Annotated in this window: 11 protein-coding genes; 7 read left to right on the top strand and 4 right to left on the bottom strand. The window is 70.5% G+C overall.

Annotation, left to right across the window (positions count from 1 at the left end; genetic code table 11):
• From C2L59_RS46645 to C2L59_RS46630, 4 genes are all read left to right on the top strand, one after another.
• On the top strand, positions 1-981 hold a 981-nt coding region (locus C2L59_RS46645), incomplete at its 5' end, for an ABC transporter permease (protein WP_233224100.1).
• A 46-nt stretch (positions 982-1,027) separates the two neighbouring features.
• Entirely contained in the window at positions 1,028-1,663 is a 636-nt protein-coding gene (locus tag C2L59_RS46640) for a TetR/AcrR family transcriptional regulator (RefSeq protein ID WP_103355997.1), read from the top strand.
• A 40-nt stretch (positions 1,664-1,703) separates the two neighbouring features.
• Complete coding sequence (locus tag C2L59_RS46635) at positions 1,704-2,696, top strand: amidohydrolase family protein (RefSeq protein ID WP_103355996.1); 993 nt, start codon at positions 1,704-1,706, stop codon at positions 2,694-2,696.
• Positions 2,693-3,574, top strand: a complete 882-nt coding sequence (locus C2L59_RS46630) for a cyclase family protein (RefSeq protein WP_199199828.1) — start codon at positions 2,693-2,695, stop codon at positions 3,572-3,574. The genes C2L59_RS46635 and C2L59_RS46630 overlap by 4 nt, the downstream gene beginning before the upstream one ends.
• A 77-nt stretch (positions 3,575-3,651) precedes the next feature.
• On the opposite strand, the gene C2L59_RS46625 is transcribed toward C2L59_RS46630, so the two are convergent.
• From C2L59_RS46625 to C2L59_RS46615, 3 genes are all read right to left on the bottom strand, one after another.
• Entirely contained in the window at positions 3,652-4,494 is an 843-nt protein-coding gene (locus tag C2L59_RS46625; RefSeq protein ID WP_103355995.1) for a patatin-like phospholipase family protein, read from the bottom strand.
• Positions 4,491-5,420: an aldo/keto reductase gene (locus tag C2L59_RS46620; protein WP_103355994.1), complete on the bottom strand. Its 930-nt coding sequence runs from the start codon at positions 5,418-5,420 to the stop codon at positions 4,491-4,493. Before C2L59_RS46620 ends, C2L59_RS46625 begins: the two co-directional genes overlap by 4 nt.
• 322 nt (positions 5,421-5,742) lie before the next feature.
• Entirely contained in the window at positions 5,743-6,084 is a 342-nt protein-coding gene (locus C2L59_RS46615) for a hypothetical protein (RefSeq protein WP_146060550.1), read from the bottom strand.
• 133 nt (positions 6,085-6,217) lie between these two features.
• Here C2L59_RS46615 and C2L59_RS46610 point away from each other — a divergent pair, with 133 nt between their 5' ends.
• The 3 genes from C2L59_RS46610 (at position 6,218) to C2L59_RS46600 (ending at position 9,640) form a co-directional block, all read left to right on the top strand.
• Entirely contained in the window at positions 6,218-6,913 is a 696-nt protein-coding gene (locus tag C2L59_RS46610) for a TetR/AcrR family transcriptional regulator (RefSeq protein ID WP_158263174.1), read from the top strand.
• Between the two features lie 85 nt (positions 6,914-6,998).
• Complete coding sequence (locus tag C2L59_RS46605) at positions 6,999-8,474, top strand: NAD(P)/FAD-dependent oxidoreductase (RefSeq protein ID WP_199199826.1); 1,476 nt, start codon at positions 6,999-7,001, stop codon at positions 8,472-8,474.
• Positions 8,471-9,640 carry a zinc-binding dehydrogenase gene (locus tag C2L59_RS46600; RefSeq protein WP_103355990.1) on the top strand — a complete coding sequence of 390 codons (1,170 nt, stop codon included), beginning with the start codon at positions 8,471-8,473 and terminating at the stop codon, positions 9,638-9,640. Before C2L59_RS46605 ends, C2L59_RS46600 begins: the two co-directional genes overlap by 4 nt.
• Before the next feature lie 45 nt (positions 9,641-9,685).
• Here the strand turns inward: C2L59_RS46600 and C2L59_RS46595 are convergent.
• The coding region (locus C2L59_RS46595; RefSeq protein WP_233224099.1) for a glycoside hydrolase family 2 TIM barrel-domain containing protein at positions 9,686-11,398 on the bottom strand (1,713 nt) is incomplete at its 5' end.

The raw sequence follows: 11,398 nt of genomic DNA, 5'->3' as shown, positions 1-11,398 counted from the left end.
CGCAACGTGGCTGCGTTGTACCTGCTGGCGGTCATGGTCGTGGTGTTCTCGCTGTGGGTACCCGACTCCTTCCTGACCGCCGGCACCTGGCGGTCGTTGCTGTCGGACCAGGCGATCACCTGTCTGGTCGCGGTGGGTTTGGTGGTGCCGATCGCCGCCGGCGTGGTGGATCTGGCGATCGGGACCGAGGTCGGACTGGGCGCGATCGTGGTCGCCTGGCTGCTGCTCGGGCACCTGCCCGTGGCGGTGGCAGTGCTGTTGTCATTGGTGGCGGGAGCCGGGGTCGGAGTGCTGTCCTGGCTGTTGATCACCCGGGCGAGGATCCCGTCCTTCATCGCCACCTTGGGCGTGTCCTCACTGCTGACCGCCGTGATCGCCTGGCTGTCGGGCAGTGAGCAGATCGTCGGCCTGCCCCCCGGCTTCTCCCGGATCGCCACCGGCCAGTTCCTCGGCCTGGCCTACCCGTTCTGGATCATGATCGCCGTCGCCACCCTCCTGTGGTACGTCCTGGAACGCACCCCACTCGGCCGACGGATCTACGCCACCGGCGGCAACCCGCACGCCGCCGCCCTCACCGGCGTGCGCACCTCACGCATCCTGCTCTACGCCCTGATCACCTCCGGTGTGGTCGCGGCGGGGGCGGGGCTGCTGGAGACGGCTCAGCTGTCGGCCGGAGACCCGACCATCGGACCAGGTTTCCTGCTGCCAGTGATCGCCGCGGTGTTCCTCGGCTCCACCCAGTTCCGCGGCGGCCGGTTCAACATCTGGGGCACCGTCGTCGCCGCCTACGTCCTCGCCGTCGGCGTCAAAGGCCTCCAGCTGGCCGGCCTGCCCATCTGGACCCCCGACCTCTTCAACGGCGCAGCCCTCCTGCTCGCCGTCGGCCTCGCCGCCTGGCGCCGCAAGCCTGCCACGCGCAGGACCGCGATCCTGCGGTTACTGCGGATCCGGTCGGTCACCTCCGCGGATGGAGCGTCGTGAACGGCGCTCGGGTGGTGGGCGCCGGTCCTCTCCGTAAGCTGCGGCAATGAGTTCACCACCTCCCAAGAACCGGCGCCAGCAGCAGGGCGACCGCTCCCGAGAGGACATCCTCGATGCGGCCAGCGAACTGATGGCCGCCCGCGGCTACGACGGCACCAGCATCTCCGCGCTGGCCAGTGCCTCCGGACTGCCGGCCAGTTCCATCTACTGGCACTTCGGCTCGAAGGAAGGCGTCCTCAAGGCGGTGATGGAGCGGGGAGCGGCCCGCTTCGCGGCGGAGACGTCCCTCGACGACGTGCCTCGAGACGGGTCTCCGCGAGAGCGGGTGACCTGGGTGCTGCAGCGCGCGGCCCGGATCATCGAACAGTCACCCGGGTTCCTGCGCCTGCAAACCATCCTGCTCCTCAGCGCACCCACCGGTGAGGCGAACGCCGCCGTCGCCCGGCTGAGGCAGCAACAGCGCGAAGGGTTGCGCGACGCACTGGCCCTCTGCTTCGCGGAGCCCGGGGGGCCGGCGGCCGTCGAGATCGCGGACCGGCTGGTCGACATCGCCGGGGCCACGTTCGAGGGCGCCTTCCTGGCCGCGCAGGCCGGCTCGACGGCGCACTCGGGAACGATGGCGCAGCTCGCCGACGCGCTGATCCGGCTGGCTGACGAACAGCAATCCCGCGCGGCGCCCTGACCGCGCGGTTCTGGACGCGTTACCACCGAAGGAGATCGTCATGGCCGTTGTCGAGCACGCGGCGACCAACACGCCGCCGGTACCGGAGCGGGTGCGAGGGCGCATCGACACCCACACCCACGTGGTGCCTCCCGCATATCTGGCCTGGCTCAAGGAGAACCCCGACTACCAGGGGCCGCTGATCGACTGGAACGCGGAAACCGCGCTGGCGGCCATGGACGCGATCGGCATCGGCACCGCGATCCTTTCGGTGCCCAACCCCAGCGTCCGCTGGGGGCCGGGCGACGATCCCGCACGAGTACGCCGGCTGGCGCGCACGGTCAACGAGTTCTGCGGAGAGCTGGTGCGCGAGGATCCCGGACACTTCGGCTTCTTCGCGACGCTGGCGCTGCCCGACCTCGACGCCTCCCTGGAGGAGGCCCGGTACGCGCTGGACGACCTGGGCGCCGACGGCGTCATCCTGTTCGGCAACGTCGATGGCACCTACGTCGGCTCGCCGCGCTGGGATCCGCTGATGCAGCTGCTCGACGAGCGGGAAACGGTGCTCTTCGTCCACCCCGCCGCCCTGCCGGGGCCGGGGGTCGAGGGGGTCACCTCGGGTGTGGTCGACTTCCTGGCCGACAGCACCCGCGCGGCGGTGAACCTCGTCAAGCACGACTGTCCGCACCGCTATCCCCGGCTGCGGGTCCTGCTCTCCCACGGCGGGGGCTACGTCCCCTACGCCGCCACCCGGATCGCCAGCATGATTTCACGGGAGACCGACGAGGCCGACACAGTGGCCCAGTTGAAGACCTTCTACTACGACACAGCGCTGACCGGGAGCCCGTACGCGCTCCCTTCGCTGCTGGCCTTCGCCGACCCCGCGCACCTCACCTTCGGCTCGGACTGGCCTTACGAATTCCGTCCGGACCAGTCCCGCCAGTTCACCGAACGGCTCGACGCGTTCGAGCTGACCGACGGGCAGCGTCACGCTCTCAACCGCGGCAACGCCGAACGGCTGTTCCCGCGCCTCGCGCCGGCACGTGCCTCGTGAACGATCAGCCGACGGACATGCCGAGCAATTGGGGCCGCTGGGGCGAGCGCGACGAACGCGGAACGCTGAACTTCATCACCGACCGGTCACGGGCCCGGGGCGCGGCGTCGGTCCGCATCGGGCGCGCGGTGTCGCTCGCCCACCCCGTCGCCGCGGTGCCCCTCGCCGGAGGTGGCCCGGTGCCGCACGGGCTCACCCCGATGCCGGCGCCGGTACAGCAGTTGCTCTACTTCACCGGGTCGCCGGCGAGGGCGCTGTCCGACGTCCTCGTCGTGAACACCCACCACGTCGCACTGACGCACGTCGACGCACTGGCGCACTTCCCGGTGGACGGCCGGGTCTACCCCGGTGTCGCGGTCGACGACGCGGCGGGCCGGGGCACCTTGCAGCACGCATCGACGACACCGTTCGCCGCCGGGATCACCACCGCCGGAGTGTTCCTCGACCTGGCGCCGGGTGGCCGGCTCACGCCGGGCCACGAGGTGACCGCCGCGGATCTCGACGCTGCCGCGCAGCGGGCCGGTGTTCGCGTCCAGTCCGGCGACGCCCTGGTGGTGCGCGGCGGCTGGGTCGTCCACCGGGACCTGGCCGAACCGTTGCCGGCGATGACGCTGGACGCGGTCCGGTGGATGGCCGAGCGTGAGATCAGCGTGCTGGCCAGTGACATCGGCGACCTCCCGCCGGGCGCCGGGGCACCGCCGGTGCTGCACGGGATCGGCCTCGCCCGGCTGGGTCTGCCCCTGGTCGACAACGCGGACGTATCCGCGTTGGCCGACGCCTGCAGCGAACTGAGCCGTCACGACTTCCTTTTCGCGCTGGGAGCGATGCCCGTCCACGGCGCGAGCGGAGTGCCGGTCAACCCTCTCGCGATTTTCTGAAGGAGGGGGCCGGCCCGCCCTCCGCTCAGGACCGGGGCGCGGTCGGCGCCGGCAGCCGTCACCCACACGCTTCCAGCTCAGGCCTTCTTCCACTCGATCTGCAGACGGCGGCCCTGGGCGCGTCCGGCTTCGGCGGCCGGTCCGCGCGTGGCCGGGTCCAGTGCGTTCCCGCCGATCGCCAGGCGCACCGCATCGTCCGGCTCGACCACGGCGACCTCGGACCCACCGGCTCGCAGTTCCTCGATGACTTCCGTCAACGGCTTCTCGCTCGGCATCGGTGATGGCGGTCCCGTCGGCGCGACCACCAGGACACGTGACGCTCCGGCGGCGCAGTCGGCGTTCGTGTGGGAACGCACGCCGCCGTCGACGTACCGGCGCCCTCCGATCGTCACGGGGGGCCACACGCCGGGCACAGCGCAACTCGCCGCGACGGCGTCGACCAGGCTCACGCCGGACTCACCGTCGAACACGCGCGGCTCACCGCTCTCGGCGTCGACCGCGACGATCTTCACCGCCCGTGCCGGCCACTCGTGGCAGGGCAGGCGCGATTCGATCACCGCGCGCCGCTCGGCTTCCGATACCGTGCCGGCCTCCAGCGCGAGCCGCCCCACGGCGCGCCGGACCTCCAGCGCCGACGAGGCATTCCGCACAGCGGCGGCCATCGCCGAAGCGAGGGTCGCCCGGTCCACCTCGACCACGATCTCGGCGGCCTGCAACTCGGGTTCGACCTGCCGGAGGTAGAGGTCGGCCAAGCTCAACCCGCTCCCCACCTGCGCCGCGACCGTCGCGCCTGCCGAGGTCCCGACGATCAGCTCGGCCCCGCTGACGTCCTGACCCGCTTCGGCCAGCCCCGTCAACAGGCCGGTCGTCCAGGCCACTCCGGCAACGCCGCCGCCGCCCAGCACCAGCGCGCCGGTCATGCCCTGTCCGGTCCGGAGTCACCGGAGCTTGAAATGGCGTCCAGGCTCGCGAGGGTTTTGTCGTCCAGTTCCACCGCTCCGGCGTCGACGTTCGCCTGCAGGTGCCCGGCGTCCGCGGTACCGGGGATGAGGAGGGTGTGCGGGGCATGCCGCAGGATCCAGGCCAGGCCGATCTGTGCGGGGGTGCAGCCCGCGACCTCCGCGGCGGCGATCACGGCGGGCTCGTCGGTGACCTTCGGCAGGCCGGGGACGGCGCCGCCCAACGGGAAGTACGGCACCCAGGCGATGCCTTCGGCGAGGCAGAGTTCCAGCACCTCGTCGTCGTCGCGAGCCACCAGGCTGTAGGCGTTCTGCACGCAGACCGGACCGACGGGCAGGGCGCGGCGCAGCACTTCCAGGCTGACGCTGCTGAGTCCGATGGCGCCGATCTTGCCCTCGTCGCGCAGCGTGGTCATCACGGCGAGCTGGTCGTCGAGATCGACCACCTGGTCGCCCTCGGGGCGCAGGCCCGGACCGGCGTCGGCGCGACGCAGGTTGACCACCGCGAGCTGTTCGACGCCGAGGCCGGCCAGGTTGGCCTCCACCTCCGCCCGCAGTTCCTCGGGACGCTGGGCGAGCCGCAGAGGCCGCGGACCGCCGGGGTTGGCCGTGGCTCCGACCTTGCTCACGACGGTGACGCCGTCCGCGGGCCGTACCGCTTCCCGGATCAGCCTGTTGACGAAGCCGTCACCGTAGAAGTTCGCGGTGTCGATGTGGTCCACGCCGAGGTCGACTGCGCGGCGGAGGATGGCCACGCCCGCGTCGCGGTCCGCGCGCAGGCGGGCGAGCTGCATCGCACCGTAGCCGATGCGCGACACCGTGCGGCCGGCCAGCAGGCCGGCGCCCCCGGGGCGGGCGGACGCGGCCGGGGAATGAGGTGATGCCATGGAGAAGTCCTGCCGTGAGTGGTGGTCGTATGGGGTGGCGGGGAAAGCAGAGAGCTCCGTCGAACCGACCGCATGGCCGCAAAACGGTCCCGCGTCTCGGACTGAGGGCGTGCCACGACGCGCTTACCTCCGCCGGCATCAGGAGGGACCCCGTTGCTCTAATCTATCTGTAACGCTCGTTTCATACGCTAGGCTCCGATGCTGCCCACGTCAAGATCCGTCAACGAGCGTGCCGCCGCCAATCGGGGACCGGAGGCCGTCAGGACGACAGCGCGCCTGCTGTTCCGTGCCGACCGCGTCCCCTTTGAAGTCCTGTCGCCCTTCAGCGCCGGGCGCGCACCCCACCTCCGAGCCCACCTGCCACGGCGCCGGCGAGAGCCGTGACGACGACGAGAAGACCGGGAACGTCGCCCAGGTCGATCGCGTCCGTCCAGCCGGTCAGGGCGCGGACGGCGAGGAGCGCCGCCCCGTAGAGCACCCCGCCGGTGATTCCGCGGATCAACCCCGGTCGCCAGCCGTGGTGCTCGAAGCCACCGAAGAAACCGCCGATGGCCACGAGGACCTGCACTACCCAGTAAACCGGGGCCGATGCGCCGAGCAGCAGCCCGGAGACGCCTCCCAGTAGAACGGGCGCGAGTACGGCGCCGACGACTTTGCCGAGCAACGACTGACCCGCGAAAGAGCGCTTCCCGTCCGTCGAGGCAGTAGGCCCTTTTTTGGAAACCATGTTTGTACTTTTGCACGGCGGCGCAACCAAGGGAAGCATCGGCGCCGAAGGGGTCCGTTATCCTGCACCCGTGAGCGACCCGGGAAGCAGCGAGGACCTGCCGGCCACGTTGACCCTGATGCCCAACCGACTCGACCTGCCCCGGGGACGCGCCGCCCTGTCCGGGTCCGAGGTCGCCGCGTCACAGCAGGGCCGGATCTTGCAGGCGGTGACCGAAGAGGTGGCCGCGCGCGGTTACCCGCCGACTTCCGTGCAGCACGTGATCGGCAGGGCCCGGGTGTCACGGTCCGCTTTCTACGCGTGGTTCACCGACAAGCAGGACGCCTTCGCCCGAGCCCACCTCCAAGCCAGCCGGCAACTCCTCGACCTCATCCACGACCGGGTCGCCGAGGTGGGCGGCGCAGCCTGGCGAGAACGGCTTCGAGCCGGGGTGCAGGCATACCTCGACGGATTCGAGAACGCGCCGGCGTACGCGGTCAGCTTCATGGTCGAACTGCGCGCCGCCGGACCCCTTCTCCTCGACCAACGCGATCAGGTCCTGGAACGGCACGCGCGGAACCTCGCCCGGCTCGCCGAGAACGCCGCCGAGGAAGACCCGGCGGTCCACCGCCCGTCGGACCTGGAGCTCATCGGGGCGATCGGGGCCGCCGACGAACTCGCGACCCGCGTCATCCGGGCCACACCCCCGGGACAGCCTCCTGAACTCGGCTCCCTCCTCGCTCCGATCGTCACCATCCACGAGGCGGTCCTCACCGGCCCCCGATGACCCGGCTTGCTTCAAAAGTACCGAGTGCGTACTTTGAAGCGACGCGCCGGATCGGGGAGGCCACGCAGTGGGCGGAAGCGCAAGAGTGATCATCATCGGCAGCGGGTTCGCCGGGATCGGACTGGCTCGTCAGCTCAAGCGGTCGGGGATCCACGACCTGCTGATCCTCGAGCGCAACGACGACGTGGGTGGCGTCTGGAAGTCCAACACCTATCCCGGTTGCACCTGCGACGTACCGTCCCACCTCTATTCGTTCTCCTTCGCCCCCAACCCCGGGTGGACGAGCACCTACTCCGCGCAGGCCGAAATCCACGCCTACCTCAAGTCCTGCGCGGCGAAGTTCAAGTTGGACGATCATTTGCGGTTCGGCGTGGAAATGCACGACGCGGCGTGGAACGAGGACACCCGGCGGTGGCGGATCAACACCAGCGACGGGGAGTACGACGCCCAAGTACTGGTCTCGGCGGTGGGCCCACTGACCGAGCCCGTGTTCCCCGACGTTCCCGGCATCGACGCGTTCGAAGGGCAGTTGATGCACTCGGCCCGGTGGGACCACTCCTTCGACCTGACCGGCAAGGTGGTCGCCTCCATCGGCAGCGGCGCCTCCGCGATCCAGTACGTTCCCGAGATCGCCGACCGCGTACGTCGGTTGTTCGTGCTGCAGCGCACCGCTCCGTGGATCGTGCCCCACCCGAAACGCGCCATCAGCGACCGCGAACGGGCGCTCTACCGGCGACTGCCGCCGGCGCAGAAGGCGGTCCGGGCCGGCGTCTACACCGCCAAGGAAGCCCTCGTCCTGGGCTTCGTCAAAAGGCCCGCGCTCATGGACCGGCTGGCGACGGTCGCCAAAGCCCACTTGGCCAAGCAGGTCCAGGACCCCGAGCTGCGCAACCGGCTCACCCCCGACTACACGCTCGGCTGCAAGCGGCTGGTGCCGTCCAACCGTTGGTACCCGGCACTGCAGAAGCCCCACGTCGAGCTGGTCAGCTCGGCACTGGCCGAGGTGCGACCGCACTCCGTCGTCGACCGCGACGGCGTCGAGCGGGAGGTCGACGCCATCATCTTCGGCACCGGTTACCACGTCACCGACATCCCTGTCGCCGCGCGGCTGCGCGGCCGCGGCGGCAGCACGCTCGCCGAGCACTGGGCGGGCTCGCCGCGGGCCTACCTCGGCACGTCCGTCCCGGGCTTTCCGAACCTGTTCCTGATGCTCGGCCCCAACACCGGTCTCGGGCACAGCTCGATGGTCTACATGATCGAGGCGCAAGCCAACCACATCCGCAATCAGCTCGCAGCGATGGATCGGACGGGCGCCACCACCATCGAAGTCGACCGGCGGGCCCACGACGCCTACAACCGCGAACTCGACCGGAAGATGTCCACCACCGTCTGGCAGCTCGGCGGCTGCCGCAGCTTCTACTTCGACGCCACCGGCCGCAACGCCACCCTGTGGCCGGACTGGACTTGGCGCTTCCGCCACCTGGCCACGCGACGCACCTCGACCGCATACCGCCTCTCTACCGCGGGCACCGGGTCGCACACCGCCGAAGCCGCACGATGAAGGCGGTCGTCTGCCACCACCACGAGCTGGCCGTCACCGACGTACCCGACCCGGCTCCCGGCCGGGGACAACTGGTCCTGGAAGTCCAGCGCTGCGGCATCTGCGGCTCCGATCTGCACTCCCGCCTCCACGCCGACGACCTCGCCGACGTCCTGGTCGAGATCGGCTATCCCGACTACATGCGCGCGGACGATCCGGTTGTGCTCGGCCACGAGATCTACGGCGTGGTCGCCGAGCGCGGACCAGGCACCCGCGGCAAGCTCCCCGCCGGGACGCCGGTGGTGGCACTTCCGCTTGTCCGCCACGGCGCGGAAGTTCACGCCGTGGGCCTGTCGGCCAAGGCACCAGGCGGATATGCCGAGCGCGTCGTGGTGCAGGAGGCACTCACCCTGGCCGTCCCCAACGGGCTCGCTCCCGACCTCGCCGCGCTGACCGAACCCATGGCGGTCGCCTGGCACGCGGTCAACCGGGGTCGGCTGCGGCGCGGCGACGTCGCTGTGGTCCTCGGCTGCGGCCCGGTCGGCCTCGCGGTGATCAGCGTTCTCCAGGCCCGTGGCGTGCGGAAAATCATCGCCAGCGACCTGTCCCCGCTGCGCCGTCAGCTCGCGGTCAAGTGCGGCGCGGACCTGGTCGTCGATCCCCGAGAAGTCTCTCCGTTCGAACACGGCGACCGGCGGCACTTCACCACCATGCAGGGCCCGATCACGGCCGCCATGGACGCGGTCGAGGGGCTCAGCCGGCTACCGATCCCCTGGTGGAACACGTGGCGCCTGCTCGACAAAGCCGGCCTGACCGCACCCAAGGCCCCGGTCGTGTTCGAATGCGTCGGCGCGCCGGGAATGCTGGAACGGGTGCTCGCCGACACGCCACTGCACTCCAAGGTCGTGGTTGTCGGTGTCTGCATGGGCACTGACCAATGGCGCCCCGCCATGGCGATCAATAAGGAAATCGACCTCCGCTTCGCCGTCGGCTACACACCCCTCGAGTTCCGCGACACCCTCCACGCCTTGGCCGAAGGCCACCTTGACGCATCACCGCTGTTGACCGGACGCGTCGGGCTCGCCGGCGTACCCGCGGCCTTCGCTGAACTCGCCAATCCCCATGGACTTGCCAAAGTCCTTGTCGACCCTCGACTCCCGGGACAAGCCATCTCCGCACCTGAGTGACGGGCGACTCCGATCACGCCCCGCCGAATTCTCGGCGATCCTCACTCACGCGTCGAAGCGGAAGTGCACCGTCCGATAGTAGTCGCCGGTGGCCGCGTTCGGCCGGCTCTCCGGGCCCAGCGACGCGACGCCGTGGAACTTGTTGCCGATCGGCGCGATGCCGTCCAGCAGCGAGATACCGCCCGCCGGGTAGGTGGCTACGGCGTTCTGCGGATCCGGTCCGGTGGCCGGGGTGAACAGCCGCAGGAACAGGCCCTCTTCCGCGGCGACCACCGTGACCGCGCCTTCGGTCGTGTCCAGCACCGCCCAGCAGGTCCGCGCGTGGTAGCCCTTGAACTCCGGGTAGGCGAACCCGCTCGCCCCGGTCGCGGTGTCGTTGTAGGGCTTGCTCCAGACGTGAGGCTGCACGCCGCGCAGCCGGTTCTTGTAGACGCGGTACGGCCCGTCCCCGAGCCAGGTCAGGCCGCGGACGTTCGTCTCGGGGTAGTCGAAGTTCACGCCGAGGTGGTCGTGGTCGCCGGTGGCGCGGTAGCGGTACTCCAGCCGCAGCCAGCCGTTGGCGTCCAGCCGCCAGCGCACGGACGTCAGATCGCCGCTGTAGTCCGCCTGCACGACCCAACCCGTGCCGTCGCGAAAGTGGCTGAACGCGGTGAGCGTGGCCGCTCCCCCGGCCGGGGCGGGGCCGTTGGCCAGCGACACCGGCGTGCTGCCGCGGCGCACGCCGGTCAGCCGTCCGCTGGATTTGCCGATGGTGACCCGGGTGGCACCGGCGACGAGCGTGACGTCAGTGGTGGTCTCGGTCGCGGTGACACTGCCGGTGGTCGCGGGCTTGACCAGGCGCGCCGCGAAGTCCGGCGCCTTGCGGACCCGCCACGTCCAGCTGCTGACGTCCCGGCCGGCCGGGTCGGTCACGCTCAGCCGCAGCGCGTCGGCGCCGGTCCAGTCGGCGGGCAGGCCGAGCGTCACCGCGCCGGTGGCTCCCGGCGCGACATCTGGCGCGGCCGCCTGGCCCTGGGACAGAACCTGATGGCCGGGCCCCGCGCCGGGCAGAGGGAACGCCAGCAGTTGCCAGGTGAACCGGCACGTACGCAGGTTCGTGAAGTCGTACCGGTTGACGAGCTTCACCGTCTTGTCGAACGACGCCGGGAAAACCGAGTCGTAATAAGCCGGACTGGCCAGCTGGACCGGCGACCAGATGTCCTTGATCGTGAAGAAGCTGCCTTCCTTCTCGCGGAACGGTCCGAGGATGCCGTCGGGAGCGCGGCTGCCGTTGGTGTCGAGGGCCCCGCCGCGGTCGTCGCGCACGACGCTTTCGTCGACGAGCGCCCAGATGAACCCGCCCGCCGAACGCTGCGACCCGCCCATCAGCTTCCAGTAGTCGTTCAAGCCGGCCCCGGCGCCGCCGTCGTAGAGGCCGTGCAGGAACTCGGTCGGCATGAAGATCGCGGGGCCGGCGGCCTTGCTCGCGGTGCTGCTGTAGGTCTGGTAGTGGCTCGTGTCGACGCCGCTGAACGTCGTCCAGGGGTGCAGCACGGCCCGCCGCTGCGGGTCGTACTGCGCAAAGTCGTCGTCCAGCGCGGTGTTCCAGCCACCCTCGTTCCCGTTGTCCCAGAACAGGATCGACGGGTGGTTGACGTCGCGCTCCACCAGCGCCTCGACCAGTGGTGCGCCGACGCCTTCGTCGTAGTGGTGCTGCCAGCCGGTCAGCTCGTCCAGGACGTAGAGCCCGAGCTCGTCGCAGAGGTCGAGGAAGTACGC

Origin of the sequence: Amycolatopsis sp. CA-128772, from assembly GCF_002904295.1 — a bacterium.
Taxonomy (GTDB): Bacteria; Actinomycetota; Actinomycetes; order Mycobacteriales; family Pseudonocardiaceae; genus Amycolatopsis.
Note: the sequence above shows the minus strand (reverse complement) of the source record. Positions and strands in the feature narration are given on the sequence as shown.